Source organism: Pedobacter ginsengisoli, assembly GCF_002736205.1.
GTDB lineage: Bacteria > Bacteroidota > Bacteroidia > Sphingobacteriales > Sphingobacteriaceae > Pedobacter > Pedobacter ginsengisoli_A.
The window spans coordinates 2189745-2208658 of sequence record NZ_CP024091.1 but is presented as its reverse complement, the minus strand read 5'-3'; the positions used below and the strand labels follow the sequence as shown (position 1 = coordinate 2208658).

Below are 18914 nucleotides of genomic sequence, written 5' to 3'. Positions count from 1 at the left end.
TAAATAGGCTATGTACCAGTTTTTATCCTCATTGTCACACACACAGCGTACAATAATCCTGTCCGTTTTAGGGATAATGGTTTCTGTTGGAGTTAGTATATTAACTTATCTGAATCCGATGTGGGCAATACTTGTGATTATAGGAGTACTGTTTATTATCTTTCTGGTTTTTCTTTTTAAGGAGCCTTCTATAGGTCTTTTTGCTTTGGTTGCTTACTGTTTTTTATTTGGGATTTTGTCTCGTGAGGTGGGCGGTATAGCTTATGGCATAGGCATAGAAGGGCTACTGTTATTAACTTGGGTAGCGGCACTTACTCAGTACAAGCGATATGATTGGAAACGTTTAAATAACCCGCTAACAAAACTGATGCTGATGTGGTTTATCATCAGCGTGGTTGAAATTATAAATCCGGCAGGTGCTAGTGTGATAGGCTGGTTACAAGAAATAAGAAGTACCGCATTGTTCCCTGTGCTATTTACCCCGCTTGTATTTTTGCTATTTGATTCAGAAAAGAAGTTAAATCTGGTTTTAATACTGTTGATTGGATTGTCGTTACTGGCAACTATGAATGGTATTAAACAGCAACATATAGGATTATCATCAGGTGAGCAAAAATTTTTAGATGAGGTTGGAGCTATTACCCACTTGTTATGGGGAAGATTAAGGGTGTTCTCTTTTTATGGGGATTCAGGACAATTTGGTGTTTCGCAGGCATCTTTTGTAATGATTACTATTGTTTTGGCAATAGCACCTTTTAAATGGTGGAAAAGAATACTGGCTTTAATTGCAGCAGGTTTATCTTTTTATGGAATGCTGATTTCAGGTACCAGGGGTGCTTTTTTTGCATTGGCAATAGGGGCATTGTGTGTTTTCTTTCTTACCAAGAATATTAAGGTAATAATTCTTGGAGTGATTGCGGCGGCATTGTTTTTTGGTTTTTTAAAGTTTACCACCATAGGTAATGGCAATTATGGATTGTATAGATTACGAAGTGCGCTGAATTTTAAAGAAGCCTCATTAAATGTGAGGTTTAACAATCAAAAGGTTCTTAGAGAACGTTTGCAGAGTCAACCATTTGGAGGAGGTTTGGGAGTAATAGGTACTTGGGGTAAGCTCTATAATAAAGATAAATTTTTATCAACAATTGAACCTGATAGCTACTGGGTTAAAGTTTGGGCCATGTATGGCATTGTTGGATTAACCATCTGGTTTTCGATGATGATGTACATTATGGGGAAATGCTGTGGGATAATTTGGAAGATAAGGAGTATTGGGTTAAGGTATAAGTGTATAGCCTTGCTTTCGGCGACAGCAGGTATTTTTTTATGCAGTTATGGTAATGAAGTAATTAATTCAATGCCATCTGCTATTGTTGCGGCTTTATCATTCGCGATTATTTTTCAGAGTGTGAACTTTGATAAAAAGGATGCTTCATTACCTCAAAAGGATGATGAAAAAGATAAAAACGAACCAGGTAAGAATAATGGGGCAATTAATAGTGAAATTAAAATAATTTATAGCTAATGCCATTTGAAATTTTTGTTATTCCGGGTGTAATATGCTTTGTAATTGCCTTTTTTTTAGAGATTAAGAAGAAGAACTAACAGTATTAAATATTTATGTCGATAGTTAATAAAATAAAATCAAATCCGAGGCTAAAAAAGCTATTGCATAAGATGTTGATACCTAAAAATGATCATAAACCTCGTTTGTGGGTGAGACTTTTTGTTAATCCTTTTATACATAAAAAAGGATCTGGGAGTATCATCAGACGTAGAAATAGGATGGATGTTTTTCCTTTTAATGAGTTCAGTTTAGGGGAAAAATCTATTATTGAAGATTTTGTAACTATTAATAATGGAGTAGGTAATGTATTAATAGGAAATAACTCGATTATAGGTATTGGTAGTGTTGTGATTGGTCCTGTTGAAATAGGCAATAATGTAATGTTAGCTCAAAATATAGTTGTTTCTGGTCTGAACCATGGCTATGAAGACATTAATGTGCCACCAAGTAAGCAGAAAGAAATCAGAAAGAAAATCACTATTTCTGATGATGTTTGGATTGGAGCAAATAGTGTAATTACCGCAGGTGTAACAATAGGGAAACATGTTGTTATTGGAGCAGGTAGTGTAGTGACAAAGGATATACCAGATTATTGTGTAGCAGTAGGTAACCCGGCAAGAATAATAAAGAAGTATTCTGAAGATACTAAATCTTGGATGTCTGTTTAGTTTTCTAAATAGAAGCAAGTAATTAATTAAAGATGATCAATAGAAATGTAATTATTATTGGACAGCAACCTTGGGATACTGAAATAGGCAGTAATTGCAAAAATATTGCGCTAGAACTTTCAAAGAATAATACGGTATTATATGTGAATTCCCCCTGGATAGGATTACCCGATATAAAGATCACGCTAATTTAAAAGTGAAAAAGCGCTTGAGGGTAATTGAGGGGAAGGAAAAAGGGTTAGTATTGATCAAAGAAAATCTTTGGAATCTGTATCCGGATTGTATGGTGGAGTCTATAAATTGGATTTCGAATGCTTCTGTATTTAATTATTTGAATAAGAGAAATAATGTAAAGTTTTCTTATTCAATAAAAAAGGCTTTAGAGGAATTGGGATTTAAAGACTTTATATTGTTTAATGATAATGAATTATTAAAAGGATTTTATTTAAAGGAGCTACTTTTTCCGGCTTTAAGTATTTATTATTCCAGAGATTATATTCTTGCCGTTGATTACTGGAAAAAACATGGTAAAAGACTTGAGCCTTTAATTATTGCTAAGAATGACCTTTGTTTAGCCAATTCCTTATACCTAACGGATTACTGTAAAACTTACAATGACAATTCATATTATGTTGGTCAGGGCTGTGATATTGAGCTCTTTAAAGAGGCAATAGCAAGCGATAAGCCTGCAGAACTTAGAGGCATAAAAACACCTATTGTAGGGTATGTTGGTGCTTTAAACAGTATCAGGCTGAATATACCTTTAATACATTATATTGCAAATGCAAGGAAGGATTTAACCTTTGTTTTGGTAGGGCCCGAAGATAATGATTTTGCCATGAGCGGTTTACATCATTTAGAGAACGTGGTTTTTACGGGGATAAAGAAACCGGAAGAACTCCCGTTATATGTTGGTTTTTTTGATGTGTGTATTAATCCGCAGTTAGTTAATATGGTAACGATAGGCAATTACCCCAGAAAAATAGATGAATATTTAGCCATGGGCAAGCCAGTAGTTGCAACTCAAACAAGAGCAATGGAGATTTTCTCTTCATATGTGTACCTGGCAGAGGATAAAGAAAATTTTGCGTTGCTTATACAAACAGCGCTTGAAGAAAATACAGAAGAATTGCAGATAGGAAGAAGGGATTTCGCTGCAAGTCATAGTTGGGAAAATTGCACCAATGAAATTTATAAAGCTATTTTTAAATCTTTAAAAATGAAACAATCTTAATGGATATAATTTATACTCTTTTTATTATTATACAAGTTTTGATCGGAGTCCATTTATTTGGCCCGCTTTTTCTGTGCTTTTTTGGGTTATTTAATAAGAAAACAATAAATAAAGGGCTTGTTGAGGTTGAGTTTGATTATGCAGTTATTGTTACTGCATATCAGCAAACGAGTTTAATTCCAATGGTGGTTGATTCTATTTTGAAATCAAACTATTCTAATTACATTATCTATGTTGTTGCAGATAACTGTGATATAGGTGAATTAAATTTTACAGACAAGAACGTTGTTATTCTTAAACCTGATGAGGTATTGGCGAGTAATACCAAATCACATTTTTATGCAATAAACAGGTTTCAAAGAGAACACGAAATCATAACTATAATTGACAGTGATAATTTAGTTCATGCTGAATATTTTAATGAATTAAACAGATTTTTTGCAAAGGGCTATACATCCGTTCAAGGTGTAAGGGCTGCTAAAAACTTAAATACTCCTTATGCGTGCCTGGATGAGGCTGGAGATATATTTTATAGACTTATAGATAGGAAGCTTTTATTTGAGGCCGGTTCATCTGCAGCACTTTCTGGATCAGGAATGGCGTTTACTACAAAAGTTTATAAAGATTGCCTGGAGCATAATGAGATTATTGGGGCAGGATTTGATAAAATATTGCAGTATGAAATTTTAAGGAGAGGATTCACCATAGCATTTGCCGAAGGAGCAATTGTTTACGATGAGAAAACAAGTAAAACAGGTCAATTGGTTAATCAAAGATCAAGATGGTTAAATACCTGGTTTAAATATTTCTTTCTTGGCCTTAATCTATTTGCTAAATCTATTGTGAATTTTAATTTGAATCAAGGTTTATTTAGTTTGATGCTGCTTAGACCTCCATTATTTATATTATTGATTCTATCAACTGCTTTTTTTGTGTTGGATCTATTTTTTGCTCCACTATTTGCAATTTATTGGGTGCTTGGGATAATCATATTTATTGTTTCTGTTTTATCAGCCCTAAAATATTTTAAAGCCGATAGGCGGATTTATACTTCTTTAAAAAATGTACACAAATTCATGTATTACCAGGTTTTGGCACTTTTAAAGGTGCGGAAGGCTAATAAAATATCGGTAGCTACAGAACACTATTTTAAAGAAGAAATAAAGAAATAGACTATTAAGTAAAGAATTGACAAATGAAAAAGAAGTTGCGTATTGGGATAGAGGTACAGCGTATTTTTAGAGCAAAAAAACACGGAATGGAGGTGGTTGCTTTAGAACTGATAAATGAAATTCAGAAGTTAGATCAATACAATGAATATATCCTGTATGCAAGAAATGATGTTGATGATGCCTGTGTTAAAGAGCAAGCAAATTTTAAAATCAGAACGCTTTCTTCAAGCTCTTATCCAACTTGGGAACAATTGGCTTTACCAAAGGCTGTAAAGAAAGATAATCTTGATTTTCTTCATTCGACATGTAATACATCGGCACTAAATTTATCTGTTCCTTTAATGCTTACGCTGCACGATATTATTTATCTGGAGAAAACGGATTTTAAAGGAACTTCTTATCAAAATTTCGGTAACTTATACAGAAGGTTTATAGTGCCTAAAATTGTAGAAAAGAGTAAGTTGATTGTTACTGTTTCGAATTTTGAAAAGGATGTGATTCTGAATAAGCTGAATTTACCTGAAGATAAGGTTAAAGTGATCTATAATGCAGTTAATCCTAAGTTTAATGTTAATTATTCAAAGGAAAGGCTGCTTGATTTTAAAAATGTACATAGACTACCAGACGAATTTATCCTCTTTTTAGGCAACACTGCACCGAAAAAAAATACTTTAAATGTAATTAAAGCATATACTGAATACCGTTCTGTTGCTAGTGAGGGTTTGCCATTGGTTATTTTAGATTATGACCGAAAATTGGTTGAGGATACATTAAAGGAATTGGGTAAAGAGGAATTTATTGAAAACTTCATTTTCCCAGGGTATATTCCTTCGGATGAAATGCCTCTGCTTTATAATTGTTCAAGTTTGTTTTTATATCCTTCTTTGAGAGAAAGTTTTGGGTTACCAATTTTGGAAGCAATGGCTTGCGGGGTTCCAGTAATTACTTCTAATACTTCATCTATGCCTGAGATAGCTTCAAATGCTGCAATTTTTGTAAATCCATTTGATCATAATGAGATAAAGGATGCTATAGTACGTTTTTTTGCCGACGATAATTTAAGAGTGGAAATGAAACAACTGGGCTTGAAAAGGGCATCGGATTTTACATGGAAATCTGCAGCTGAACAATTACTCTCAATTTATAATTCATTTATCATTTAGGTTCTAATAAAGAAATATTGATGAATAGAAGACAGGTGATATATAGAATATTAGGTTTTTCGGCCGTAGCAATAAGTGGTGCAGGCTTTTGGAAGTACTGGAGTATTTACAAAAAACCTGATCTTTTATATTTAATGAATAAAAAGTCGCTGATAGCAGAAATAGCCGAAACGATTATACCTGCCACAGATACACCTGGAGCTAAAATGGCAAAGGTTGAAGATTTTATTATTAAAATGGTGAAGGATTGTACTGCTACAAAATCTCAAAATAATTTTATAAAAGGATTGATTGACCTGGAAGATTACACAAAACAGAATTATAATAAAACTTATATTTCATGTAATGCGAATGAAAGAGAGTCTATACTTACTCATTTTGAGAATGCGGAAGGATCTAACCACTTGATTCGTAAATTGAAACAGAAAATATTTGGTGATAATTTCTTTGATATGTTTAAGTCTTATACAGTTATTGGGTATTGTACTTCTGAGCAAGGTGCCACGAAAGGGCTATCTTACGACTATTTACCCTCAACTTTTGAGGCCTGTATCACAATTGGAAACAAACAAAAATCTTGGGCCACAAAATAATTTAATAAATGATAAACATTATTAAAGCGTCTGCTTCTTATGATGCCATAGTGATTGGATCGGGAATTACCGGTGGCTGGGCCGCTAAGGAGTTGTGTGAGAAGGGCCTTAAAACACTGCTGCTTGAACGGGGAAGAGACATACATCATATAAAAGATTATCCTACTGCTAATTTAAATCCGTGGGATTTTGAATATAGGCTAAATAATACGACTCAGGAGTTAACGGAAAACCCTATAAGGAGCAGGACATCGGACGAGAGTGACCGCATGTTTTTTGCAAGTGATGTTGATCATCCTTACATCCAACAAAAGCCTTTTAATTGGGTAAGAGGTTATCAGGTTGGTGGTAGATCTTTAATTTGGGGGAGGCAATGCTATCGGTTAAGTGACCTTGATTTTGAAGCAAATATTAAAGAGGGCATTTCAATTGATTGGCCAATAAGATATAAGGATATTTCAGGGTGGTATGATTATGTTGAAAGGTTTATAGGGGTTAGTGGTAAACATGAAAATCTTCCTCATTTACCCGATGGCTGCTATCAGCCACCAATGGAGCTTAATTGTATAGAAAAGCATCTTGCTTCTTCTATAAAAAAGAATGAGGAACATAGGTTACTCACCATTGCCCGTGTTGCAAACCTAACAAGAGGATGGAATGGCAGGGGACCTTGTCAGAACAGGAATTTGTGTACCAGAGGATGTCCGTATGGTGGATATTTTAGTAGCAATAGCGCTACAATTCCGGCTGCAGCTGCAACAGGAAATTTGACAATCAGGCCTTTTTCTATTGTTAGGGAAATTATTTATGATGAAAAACTTGAACGAGCTACAGGAGTAAGAGTGATTGATATGAATACTCATGAGGAACTTGAATTTAACTCCAGAATCATTTTTGTTAATGCTTCGACAATCAATACCGCCGCTATTTTATTAAATTCCAAATCATCTAGATTTCCGAATGGTATGGGGAACGATAGCGAGCAACTAGGGCATAACCTAATGGACCATCACTCTTCTTCAGGTGCTTCGGGAGTTTATGATGGTTATAGGGATGAATATTATAAGGGGAGGAGACCGTGTGGATTTCTTATTCCTAGATTTAGAAATATAGGAAATGGAACGCAAGCTAACTTTTTAAGAGGCTATAATTTTCAGGGAAGAGGAGAAAGAGAAGGATGGCAGGAGAGAAAAGATAGCTTAAAAGGAGTTGGATCGAAATTTAAAGAACAGCTAACTAAACCAGGTCAGTGGTCTGTATGGATGGGAGGATGGGGAGAGTGTCTCCCGTATTTTGATAATAAAATTGCACTTTCAGTAAATGATAAAGATAAGTGGGGATTGCCATTGGTGGAGGTAGACTTTTCGTTCAGAGAGAATGAACATTTAATGATGGAAGATATTAAGCAAACAGGAGCAAGTATGCTTGAAGAAGCAGGATTTAAAGGAGTAAATACCTTTTCTTATAATACCCCGGGCGGATCTACTGTTCATGAAATGGGAACTGCAAGAATGGGCAATGATCCTAAAACATCTGTGTTAAATAAATATAATCAAATGCATGCTGTTAAAAACTTATTTGTAACAGATGGAAGCTGCATGACTTCGTCTGCATGTCAGAATCCTTCATTAACCTATATGGCCTTAACTGCAAGAGCTTGCGATTATGCAGTGAGTGAAATGAAAAAAGGTAATCTCTAATTAAGCACAATGAAATCAAAAATTACCTTCTTATTAAGTTTAGCTAAAAGTAAACATGTTTTGTCTTTAACCAGTAATGGCATAAATGCAGTGATTGGTGTTGTGACTTTGTCTATACTTTTTAGACACTTAACAAGACAAGATATGGGTAATTGGGGGTTCTTTTTAACTATTTTATTATTGGTAGATACTTTTAGATCGGGTTTTTTGTCGACAGCTTTTGTGAAGTTCTATGCAGGCTCAACAGAAGAAAGAAAAAGGGAGATAATAGGTTCTACATGGTTTATTGCAATTATGATAACCCTCATTTTTGTAATACTGAATATACCAGGTTATTTTGTTTCGGGCTATATTTCAGATCCAAGTTTTAAACTGTTTCTTCAATTTTTTAGCATTAACTATGTGCTTTCTCTTCCATTTTTTGTTTCAAACTGTATTTTGCAAGGGAAACAAAGGTATGATAGTTTGTTGTTTTTAAACTTTGCTAATCAAGGATGCTTTTTGCTTCTGATCATTTTAAATTTGAAGGGAATAAATATCCACACTGTTTTATATTGTTATTTAGCAGCAAACTTTGTATCGAGTTCAATAGCTATATTTTTTAAGTGGACAGATATAAGCATGCTTAAATTTAAAACTAAAGCTGCAATGTTGGAAATTTATAATTTCGGAAAATACAGTGTTGGGACAAATTTGAGTGCAAATCTGTTAGGCTCTATTGATTCATTTATTATTAAGCTTTTTTTAGGTCCTTCCGTTTTAGCAGTGTATAATGCAGGTACTAAATTGGTGCAAATAATTGAGATTCCTTTAAGAAGTTTTGTTTATACGGCAATGCCAACTTTATCATCTTTCTTTAATTCAAATGAAAAGGAGAAAGTAATTTCAGTTATGAAGAAATATGTAGGGATGATAACAATAGCATTGATATCAGTAAGCCTTTTGGTAATTGTTTTTGCTGATCTGGCAATACTAATTTTTAGCGGGCCTAAATATGTGGCAACCGAGGCACCCAATATATTGAGGATATTTATGATAATTGCTTTCCTTTATCCTGCAGAGCGTTTTTTTGCTGTAACATTAGATGTAATACATATGCCAAAAGTAAATTTGCTAAAGATTATACTTATGGTTTTTGTAACAGTATTAACCGATTGGTTAGCAATAGTTGTTACTGGAAACGTTTATGTTGTTGCAGCGGCCTCAGTTTTCTCAACGCTTACCGGACTTATAGTTGGATATTTTGCTATAAATCATTATTATCAAAAATTTACTTTTTTTGATATGTTTATTAGTGGATATAAAGAGATTGTTTTATTGTTAAAAAGATATTATTATAGGTTTCTTAGTAAAAATTATCAAGTTAAATAAGACCTTCTTTTTTATTCTACTGCCCCAATTGACGGATTACTTAGTGATCTGGTTCTGCCATAATAATCTACATTTACCAACTTTGATAAAGCGGAGTCGAAATTTTGTACTGAAATTGCGGTTCCAGAATTCCTGGCAAGTGAGGTGGCGGCTAATCCGAATTTAACATTATCAGTTATACCTGCTTCGCCATAAGTTTTGAAGTACTTGTTAGTAAGTGAAGTAGGTATTGTACCTCCCAGCTGATTCCAAATGCTATTTGTGTTATTTTGACCAACAAGAGTGAATTGGTATCCAAGATTATTAAACACTTCGCATTTTCCACCCTCTTGCCCGTATAAGTCTAAAATCTGAGCAGGAAAGGTGCCTGATTTTGGTAGTAAATTCCCACATGTATTGTTAAAGACTTTTGCATTAACAAATGTGGTTTTTCCTGGCATGATATTTCTTTTAAAGGTTTGAAGTTCAAAAGCACTGTATTCTCTTGAATCAGAAACAATGTTGTTGAAAATTAAAACCTCTTTTGGGGTGTTACCTAAGCTAAAACACCAAGCCCGAATAGCATTACCTTGGTGATCTTTTACGTAATTGTTATAAAATTTACCATTGCCTATTAAATAGAAAATGCCGTTGTGATTGCTATTGTCTTGATTAATATCCTTAATAAAATTGTGATGAATGTTATAGGAATCTATATTTTCCAAGACAATTGCGCTACCTACTGTTCTGGCATTTTGGAATGTGACGTAGGCGATTTCAACATCCTTAATCAGTCCTTTTATAACATTGTCTTGAGCAGAACCTCTGAATCTGATTAGAGTGCCTGTGTTGTCGCAATCAATATTTAGAAACTTTAAATTTTTACTATAAGAACTTTCTGACCCATTATAAATACTTTGTGGGATATATTGGATGCAACCATATGTTTTCATATTTTGAAAAGATACATTTTGCAAAGTAAAGTTATTAATGTCGTTGTTTAATTGAACTGGTGCGCCATCCACAGTTCTGTCTTTAAAAAGAAATCCTCTTGAAATTCCAGGAGTTCCATTACCACTGATAGTTACATTATTCAAATTAGTAAGCTTTATTTGTTTGTTACCAACCAATTGAACAAGTCCATCATTTTGAATTATAACAGGTGCGCCCGAAGCGTTAATATTGCTTATTTGTATATCATTATATGAGCCACCTTTTATTTTGATTATTGTGTTTGCTGATATTCCCAATGTTTTTCCATCAATAGATAAATTCCCTGATCCAGTACCTAAATTTAAAATGGTTGGATTTACCGGGGTAGCAATAGTGTCTTTTGGAGGAGGAACAGGCTTTTCAGTTTCAGGAAGAGGGGGTTCCTCTGCATGAATTGTACTTTTTTTACAGGCTAATAAAATGATAATTGTAAATAAGAAAAGATAACTCCTTGTTTTTATTGTCATAATTTGCACGTAGAACAACTTTTTTGTTATTATTTATTTTCGTTCGAAATAAATAACATTTACCATTACTATATAGCCTAATCATAAATCCCTACCATATGATAAGTGGCGTAATATTTGTAATGGGGAATGTTTTTCTCAATAAAAATATGCTTTTTAATTGAAAAACAATACTTTTTTATTTTTTTATTGATTTATTGGTTTTTGAGTGGGTATTGCTTGAACTTGCAATTTGTAGTTCGTGTTTTGATTAAATTTTGTGGAGAATTTTCTACACTTTTTTAGTATTTCCTTACCCTCAATATTCGTTTACTTGAATGTATATTTATAATTAAATGGGTGAAATAATTAAGATTGATTTTACTTTTAGTTATTAATTGTAAAAGCTTTATCTCTTGGAAAGAATTGTAATATTACTTAGTTTAAGCTATCTTTAAGGGCTCTTGAAAATAAATGTCAAGGCGAAAGTGTATCTTATTCATCTACTAATTATTAAAATAGATATAAAAGCTTTACTTAATGAATTTTGTTTTTGTTAGTTTACAGCGAATAAATACGGATCGGGAATCAACCTCCACAAGCTTAGCTAAAGAATTGGCAAAAAAGCACACCGTATTATTTGTAAATCCTCCAATTGATAGAAAAACATTCTTGTCAAAGAACAATGATCATTATGTGGAAGAACATATAGTGCAAATAAAAAACGGGAGTACGGGAATTAAGAAGTTAGCCGAAAATCTATATATGTTAAATACAAGTAGTTTGTTAGAATCAATTAACTGGATTCCTTCGACAAAAGTATTTTCCCTTTTTAATTATATAAATAACAGACGGTTTGCCAGAGATATTAAAAACTCCTTACAGGAGCTAAACTTTGAATCTTTTATTCTTATCAACGATAAAGATATATTTAGAAGTTTTTACTTAAAAGAACTACTAAGGCCATCTCTATACATATACCTTGACAGAGATTATACTCTTGGTGTTGATTACTGGAAAAGACATGGAGCGAATTTAGAGCCTAGATTAATAAAAAAGTCAGATCTTGTGGTATGCAATTCTAACGACTTTGTAAAAAGCGCTAAAAAATATAATGCAAATAGTTTTTATATTGGAAATGGCGTTGATCTTAAGCTTTTTAATAGTGATGTTTCTCATGATATCCCTGAACAGCTAAAAACATTAAAACAACCAATAATAGGATATGTGGGGGCACTAAGTTCTTTAAGACTGGATCTGAATTTAATTGTTCAAGTAGCAACTGCTATGCCCGAATGTAGTTTTGTTTTAATTGGTAAAGAGGATAAAGAATTTAGTAAGAGTGTTCTGCATGAGATGGAAAATGTTCATTTCCTTGGTAAAATCGATAAGAAAAATATTCCTTCTTATGTGCAATATTTTACCGTTTGTATAAATCCTCAGTTACTTAATGAAATTACGATTGGTAATTTTCCTTTAAAAATAGTAGAATACCTTGCGATGGGGAAACCAGTAGTTGCAAAATCTACGAACACAATGAAGGAAGTATTTTCAGAGTATAGTTATCTTGCTGATGATGCCCAGGAGTTTACAAATTTGATAAAAAAAGCTTTGTCTGACGATAATTCTATTAAACATTCGGAACGAATTTCCTTTGCAAAGAGCTTCAGTTGGGATAAGGTAGTTTCATTATTAGATGAATCAATAAAATCTTCCGCCAATAATAATTCAACGCTGATCTGATGTTAGCATAATTATTGACTTAGTCTAATTTAATCAGCAACCCTAATCACCACGCTCATAAATGAACCGAGACAAACAGTATAATAAATGGCTAGAAACGTCGCACCTGACACAAGATCTAAAGTCGCATTCTATATCCGGAGGCTTTAATACCGTTGCTGGCCAGATATTGTCTTTTGGAATAAATATTTTGTCGACGGTTATATTAGCAAGGTTATTGGTGCCGGGAGATTATGGATTGGTTGCTATGGTAACCACAATAACCGGATTTATCACTGTATTTAAGGATCTAGGCTTATCTTCTGCTGTTATTCAAACAAAAGAGTTAAAAGATGATCAGGTAAATTCAATTTTTTGGATAAGTGTAGGAGTTAGTTTTGTTATTGCGCTAATCGTTTCTTTACTGGCACCACTCTTAGTCGCGTTCTATCAAGAAGATAGGCTTCTTAATATGACTCTTGTATTTGCAGCAAGTATTTTTGTTACTGGATTTTCGCTTCAACATAACGCTTTAATGAAAAGGCAGATGAGGTTTAAAACTTTATCTAGAATTCAAATTTTTAGCACAGTAGCAAGTTTGCTAACTGGTATGTTCTTGGCATGGAAAGGATTTGGCTATTGGTCAATTGTAGCTATTTCGGTTTCTAATCCAATATATTCAACAATCTCTCTTTGGTTTGTGTGTGATTGGCGACCTCGGCTTGGTTTTAATTCAAAGGGGATAAAGACATTAGTGTCTTTTGGTGCTGGTTTAACTGGTTTTGATCTGGTAAATTACTTTTCCAGAAACATGGACAATGTTTTAATCGGTAAATTCTCTGGCTCAAGTGCATTAGGTATGTACTCTAAAGCCTATCAGCTATTGCTTTTGCCAATTACTCAACTTCGTGATCCGCTAAATGCGGTTGCATTACCGGCTTTGAGTAATCTTCAAAATGATAAGTGGAAGTATAATCACTATTTCTGCAGGTATCTTTTTACTCTGGCTTTTTTCTCAATGCCTATTGTTATTTATTTCGCAATTTTTTCCAATGAGATTATCTTTATTGTTTTAGGGCAAAAATGGATTGCGGCATCTTCAATATTTAAATTGTTGGCGATCTCAGCTTTTATTCAGCCTGTTGCAAGTACTCAAGGACTTTTACTAATTACTACAGGGAAAGCAAGGAAATATTTTTATCTGGGTATTATTAATTCAACTTTAGTGGTGGCTGGATTTTGTGTTGGGATAAATTGGGGTACTACTGGCATTGCTATATCTTATGCAATTGTAACATATGCTTTGTTTATCCCTTTATTGCTTTATAGTCTAAAGGATTCTCATCTGTCAATTTTCCAATTTCTGGAAGAAATCTTATTGCCTGCGGTGTTTGCTTTGATTAGTGGAGCAGGTATGTTTTTTGTAAGAGCCAATTTAGAGGGGGGCAATTCATTTGTGATTTGTATTATCGGGTTTTTTGTTGGGGCCATTATATATATAGGATTATGGTTTCTGACAAATTTTACCAGGAAAAAGATAAACAGGATTCTTGAGATTGGTCAGTTCCTAATTAAAAAGAATAAATTAAAAGCTTAAATAATCTAAAAAATGAACTACAGATCAATTGAAGATTTAAACCGTACCATTACCACAAATCTATCTAAAGTACCTTTGGAGATAGATTTGATAGTTGGTGTTCCAAGAAGTGGATTGCTGGCGGCGAATTTGCTTGCTTTGCACTTAAATCTTCCCTTCACTGATGTTGAAGGATATATTAGTGGAAGAATTCTTCAATCTGGCGAGAGGATGAAATCTTATATCAAGCCTTTTAGCGAATATAAAAATATACTTATTGTTGAGGATAGTATTTGGTCTGGTAGCTCGATCATTAATGTTAAGAGTAAACTCAATGGACTTTATCCAGAAAAAAAGGTGCTGTATACAGCCATTTATGCCGTAACAGAGGCAACTAATAATATTGATTTTTATTTTGAAATATGCCCAGGACCAAGAATTTTTGAATGGAATATGATGCATCATGATCTGTTAGAGAAATGTTGTTTTGATATAGATGGGGTATTGTGCATAGATCCGACAGAAGATGAAAACGATGATGGACCTAAATATGAACATTTCTTAGAAAATGTAGAGCCATTTTTTAGACCGAGTAAGACCATTGGTTATTTAGTTACAAATAGATTAGAGAAATATAGAGCATTAACTGAGGATTGGTTATTAAGGCACAATGTAAAATATAATCATTTGATTATGCTGGATCTTCCCGACAAGGCAGCAAGGCTAAAGGCTAATAATCATGGTGGTTTTAAGGCCTCAGTATATATTAAAAATGACTGCTATTTATTTATTGAAAGTTCAATATGGCAATCAAAACAGATAGCAGATATTTCAGGCAAACCCGTTTATTGTACAGACGAAAGAAAAATGGTATTTCCCAATAGTATAGGTAAATCTAAATTTTTGTTGAGAAAAGTAGTTAAAAAGCTGATTGGGAAATAAAAATTAGCTTAATATCCAATATTTATACATTGAAATGCTGGATTTAAGAACCTGTTAAAATGATTATATTGTTAAATATTTTATGATAGAAAGATGAAAAAAACAAATCAAATTATTAATAGTATTTTAATAACATTTATCGTTTTTTTTGCTTGTTGTACTCCTGACAGAAAGGAGTATGTAGAGGTTGGGGCTTTGAGAGATAAGCAAGTCAAGATGAAGGATATGTTTGGTATTAATGGTTTTGAATGGGATTTCTACGATTTGCAATATAATTTTGATACCACAAAGTTTAATTTAGTAAGGAATTTTAGTGGTTTTAGACATTTTCTGGACTGGGAAAGAATTGAACCTGAAAAGGGTGTGTTTAGATTTAACCATAAGCCAGAGGGTGGTTGGAGTTATGATGAGGTTTATCAACGTTGTTTTAAAGATAGTATGCTTGTTGTAGTAGATCTGCAAGTTACACCTAGTTGGCTTATAAATACTTATCCTGAAAACAGACGGCAGAGAGACCTTATGCCGATCAGTTTTGGAGATAAAAGAGACGCACCATCGTCCTATATCGAGATTGCAAAAGCAGGCTTTCAATTTGCAGCCAGATACGGACAAAATAAGAAAATAAACAAAAACCTTATAAAAGTTCCAAAGGAAGCTCATGAGCCAATAATAGGTTTAGGCTATATAAAGTATATAGAAAGTAGCAATGAGCCTGATAAATGGTGGAAAGGTAAAGATTGTGAACAAAGCCCGGAAGAATATGCTGCTCAACTTTCGGCATTTTACGATGGTCATAAAGGTAAATTAGGCAAAGACGTTGGTGTTAAGACAGCCGATTCAACCATGAAAGTTGTGATGGGGGGGCTTGCAAAACCCAAAGTTGAATTTGTAGAGAGAATGGTTGAGTGGTGTAAAAAAAATAGAGGATACAAAAAGAATGGTGATGTTGATTTGTGTTTTGATATTATCAATTATCATATGTATTCTAATGATTATACGGGATGGTTTGCAAGGTTTAAAAGTAAAAAAAGAGGAGTTGCACCTGAGACAAATGAAATGAGCGAAATCGCAAAAGGTTTTGTAGATCTGTCTTCGAAATTAGGAGATATGCCTGTTTGGTCAACTGAGACCGGATATGATATAAGTGAGAAAAGTGTTCAGAGAGCTATTCCAATAGGTTCTAAATCTAACCTGATTACACAAGCAGATTGGTTACTTAGGTTAGGCTTATTGTATGCTAGATTAGGAATTGATAAGGTTTTCTACTATCAGCTATATGATAATAATGATCCTGGAACCGATCCTGGAACTTCTTTTGGTTATTCTGGTTTAGTAGAGAAAAGTAAGAAAAGAAGACCTGCTGCAGACTATATCTATCAGGTGACTAATTTGATGGGCGATTATTACTATTACAATTCTATCAATGATGATCCTATAGTTGATATTTATCAGAATGGGAAAAAGAGAATGTATGTGTTGGTTGTTCCTGATGAAATAGACAGAAGAGAGAAATATTTTTTAGACCTGAACCAAGCAAAAAAAGCGATTATACATCAGTTAAATCCAGGTTCTGATAATATGATAACTAAAGAAGTGGCAACTAAAAATGGAGTAGTGGAAGTTGAAGTAACTGAAACCCCAATTTTTATAGAGGCGAAATAGCTTGATTCTACAATCATAAATACTTTTAGTGCAAATGAGTCTAATTACCATAATTACTGTAAATTTTAATCAAATTAAGGTAACTGAGGATTTTTTAAAGTCTGTATTGCGTAATGCAGGAGATGAAGATATTGAGCTTATTTTGGTTGATAATGGGTGTAAAGTAGACAATGAAGCTTATTTTAAAAAGATATATCCCGAAATAGTTTATATAAGATCAGAGAAGAATTTGGGATTTGCAGGTGGCAATAATTTAGGGATACGGGTAGCTAAAGGTGAATATATATTGCTGTTAAATAATGATACAGAAATAACTGAAAATATGATTCCGGTTCTTTTAAATGAAATGGAGTTGAATCCGGATATTGGATTGATTTCGCCATTAATCTTGTATCATGAAGATCCACAAATTATACAATATGCTGGTTTTACTGAAATGAACTATTTAACAGGAAGAAATAGAGGGATAGGAAATAAGGAGGTTGATCACGGACAATATGATCTGGATAGCAGAGAGACAGGTTACTGTCATGGGGCAGCAATGATGTGTAGCAAGAAGGATCTTGAGGGCGCAGGTTTAATGGCTGAAGATTTTTTCCTTTATTATGAGGAATTAGACTGGTGTGATAAGTTTAAGAAAGCAGGAAAAAAAGTATGGTTTACCGGTAAAACAAGAATTTACCATAAGGAATCAATGAGTGTTGGTAAAGAAAGCATAATTAAGACGTATTTTATGACCCGGAATAGAATGCTTTACATAAGAAGAAATACGAGTTTATTGAATACAATTATTTTTAGTACTTATTACATCTGTTTTGCATGTCCAAAACAGATAATGTCTTATATCCTCAAGAAACGGTTGGACCTAATAAAATGGGTGTTTAAAGGGGTGCTTTGGAATCTTACGAATTCAAAAAACAGTGCTAAACTAGGATTTAAAATTTAAAGAGAAATGATAGTAGGTTTTTGGGTTTCTCTTCTTATTATTCTTTACACGTTTATTGGATATGGGTTTGTTTTATTCTTACTTATTAAAATAAAGAGACTATTTTATACTTCTGCTCCATTAGATGGTAATTTGGAATTTCCGAAGGTGACTATATTAATAGCTGCCTATAATGAAGAAGAAATTGTTGAGGCCAAGGTAGAAAATACTTTAGGGTTAGATTATCCGCATGAAAAAAAACAAATTATTTTTGTGACGGATGGCTCAACGGATAGTACTACAGATAAGCTTAACAGATTTAATGATATAGTTGTATTACACGAAGATTCAAGAGCGGGTAAAATGGCTGCCATTAAAAGGTCAATGCCATTTGTTGAGGGTGAAATACTAATTTTTACGGATGCGAATACATTTTTAAATAATGATGCGATTAAGGAATTGGTTAAACATTATCAGAATGATAAAGTTGGTGCGGTAGCCGGAGAAAAACGAATTTTTGTAGATGAGACTGCCGATGCAAGCTCCGCGGGTGAAGGATTTTATTGGAAATATGAATCGTTGTTGAAAAAATGGGATTATGAATTGTATTCAAATGTGGGGGCTGCCGGGGAATTGTTCAGTATAAGAACCACGCTCTATCAAAATGTTGAAGCAGATACTATTATCGACGATCATATGATTGCTATGAGGATAGCTGAAAAAGGCTACATTATAGCATATGAACCAAAAGCATATGCTATGGAGACAGCCTCAGCAAATACTGCGGAAGAACTAAAACGTAAAATAAGGATTGCAGCGGGAGGGATACAGTCAATTTTTCGTTTAAAAAAAGCAGCAAATCCTTTTAATAATCCAATTTTTACATTTCAGTATATTAGTCATCGAGTGTTGAGATGGACTATAACTCCATTTTTATTAATTATACTGCTTGTTGTAAATGGACTTATAGTATATTCGTATGATTCAATATTTTATAAAGTTATATTCATTTTACAAATCCTATTCTATACTTTAAGTATTCTTGGGTTCTTTTTTGAGAGTAAAAATATACGCATAAAGGCTCTTTTTGTGCCCTATTATTTTTGTTTGATGAATTATGCGGTGATTGCTGGAATAGTTAGGTATTTTAAAAAGAACCAAAGCGCTGCATGGGAGAAATCAAAGAGAAAATAGTTTTCAT

Annotated in this window: 15 protein-coding genes; 14 read left to right on the top strand and 1 reads right to left on the bottom strand. The window is 33.4% G+C overall.

Annotation, left to right across the window (positions count from 1 at the left end; translation table 11 throughout):
• The first annotated feature begins 10 nt into the window (after positions 1 to 10).
• The 8 genes from CPT03_RS09100 to CPT03_RS09065 all read left to right on the top strand — a co-directional run bounded on the left by CPT03_RS09100 (position 11) and on the right by CPT03_RS09065 (position 9468).
• Positions 11 to 1525, top strand: coding sequence for an O-antigen ligase family protein (locus CPT03_RS09100; RefSeq protein ID WP_157766389.1), 1515 nt, complete (start codon positions 11 to 13; stop codon positions 1523 to 1525).
• Positions 1526 to 1620: 95 nt separating this feature from the next.
• Complete coding sequence (locus tag CPT03_RS09095; protein ID WP_099438561.1) at positions 1621 to 2235, top strand: acyltransferase; 615 nt, start codon at positions 1621 to 1623, stop codon at positions 2233 to 2235.
• A 196-nt stretch (positions 2236 to 2431) separates the two neighbouring features.
• Positions 2432 to 3469, top strand: coding sequence for a glycosyltransferase (locus CPT03_RS09090; protein WP_245870011.1), 1038 nt, complete (start codon positions 2432 to 2434; stop codon positions 3467 to 3469).
• A complete protein-coding gene (locus tag CPT03_RS09085; protein WP_099438560.1) occupies positions 3469 to 4641 on the top strand; it encodes a glycosyltransferase in 1173 nt (390 codons plus the stop codon). Before CPT03_RS09090 ends, CPT03_RS09085 begins: the two co-directional genes overlap by 1 nt.
• Positions 4642 to 4664: 23 nt before the next feature.
• On the top strand, positions 4665 to 5804 hold the full coding sequence (locus tag CPT03_RS09080; RefSeq protein WP_099438559.1) for a glycosyltransferase family 4 protein: 1140 nt from the start codon (positions 4665 to 4667) through the stop codon (positions 5802 to 5804).
• 20 nt (positions 5805 to 5824) lie between these two features.
• Complete coding sequence (locus CPT03_RS09075) at positions 5825 to 6397, top strand: gluconate 2-dehydrogenase subunit 3 family protein (protein ID WP_099438558.1); 573 nt, start codon at positions 5825 to 5827, stop codon at positions 6395 to 6397.
• Positions 6398 to 6405: 8 nt separating this feature from the next.
• Complete coding sequence (locus CPT03_RS09070; RefSeq protein WP_099438557.1) at positions 6406 to 8097, top strand: GMC oxidoreductase; 1692 nt, start codon at positions 6406 to 6408, stop codon at positions 8095 to 8097.
• A 9-nt stretch (positions 8098 to 8106) separates the two neighbouring features.
• Positions 8107 to 9468: a lipopolysaccharide biosynthesis protein gene (locus CPT03_RS09065; RefSeq protein ID WP_099438556.1), complete on the top strand. Its 1362-nt coding sequence runs from the start codon at positions 8107 to 8109 to the stop codon at positions 9466 to 9468.
• An 11-nt stretch (positions 9469 to 9479) separates the two neighbouring features.
• Here CPT03_RS09065 and CPT03_RS09060 read toward each other — a convergent pair whose 3' ends face one another.
• Complete coding sequence (locus tag CPT03_RS09060) at positions 9480 to 10907, bottom strand: hypothetical protein (protein WP_099438555.1); 1428 nt, start codon at positions 10905 to 10907, stop codon at positions 9480 to 9482.
• A gap of 519 nt (positions 10908 to 11426) precedes the next feature.
• On the opposite strand from CPT03_RS09060, the gene CPT03_RS09055 reads away from it, so the two are divergent.
• The 6 genes from CPT03_RS09055 to CPT03_RS09030 all read left to right on the top strand — a co-directional run bounded on the left by CPT03_RS09055 (position 11427) and on the right by CPT03_RS09030 (position 18907).
• Positions 11427 to 12629, top strand: a complete 1203-nt coding sequence (locus CPT03_RS09055; protein ID WP_099438554.1) for a glycosyltransferase — start codon at positions 11427 to 11429, stop codon at positions 12627 to 12629.
• Positions 12630 to 12690: 61 nt separating this feature from the next.
• Complete coding sequence (locus CPT03_RS09050) at positions 12691 to 14205, top strand: lipopolysaccharide biosynthesis protein (protein ID WP_099438553.1); 1515 nt, start codon at positions 12691 to 12693, stop codon at positions 14203 to 14205.
• Positions 14206 to 14217: 12 nt separating this feature from the next.
• Positions 14218 to 15126: a phosphoribosyltransferase gene (locus tag CPT03_RS09045; protein ID WP_099438552.1), complete on the top strand. Its 909-nt coding sequence runs from the start codon at positions 14218 to 14220 to the stop codon at positions 15124 to 15126.
• Positions 15127 to 15219: 93 nt separating this feature from the next.
• On the top strand, positions 15220 to 16788 hold the full coding sequence (locus CPT03_RS09040) for a hypothetical protein (RefSeq protein ID WP_099438551.1): 1569 nt from the start codon (positions 15220 to 15222) through the stop codon (positions 16786 to 16788).
• 34 nt (positions 16789 to 16822) lie between these two features.
• Positions 16823 to 17734: a glycosyltransferase family 2 protein gene (locus CPT03_RS09035; RefSeq protein WP_099438550.1), complete on the top strand. Its 912-nt coding sequence runs from the start codon at positions 16823 to 16825 to the stop codon at positions 17732 to 17734.
• Positions 17735 to 17740: 6 nt separating this feature from the next.
• Entirely contained in the window at positions 17741 to 18907 is a 1167-nt protein-coding gene (locus CPT03_RS09030) for a glycosyltransferase family 2 protein (protein WP_099438549.1), read from the top strand.
• The last annotated feature ends 7 nt before the right edge of the window (positions 18908 to 18914 follow it).